This window comes from Ruminococcus bromii (genome assembly GCF_002834225.1).
Lineage (GTDB): Bacteria > Bacillota > Clostridia > Oscillospirales > Acutalibacteraceae > Ruminococcoides > Ruminococcoides bromii.
On record NZ_NNSR01000015.1, the window covers coordinates 1 to 208 of the forward strand.

Below are 208 nucleotides of genomic sequence, written 5' to 3' on the forward strand. Positions count from 1 at the left end.
TGCAACACTCACAAATGGTGATACAAGCATAAGCTATGGCTATGACAGCGGTAGTGTTCGTACAACTAAAACCGTGAACGGCGTGAAATACACATATGCTTATCTTAACGGACAGCTTATGTATGAAACCCGTGGCAATGCAAAATTCTACTATTCATATGATGCAAACGGAATTTTGTATAATGTCAGATACACTTTGACTGACGGC

General features: G+C 39.9%; 1 pseudogene. It reads left to right on the forward strand.

Going from position 1 to position 208, the window contains the following annotated elements:
* Window positions 1-208 (forward strand): annotated as a pseudogene (locus RBATCC27255_RS10355) (hypothetical protein); the annotation flags it as partial.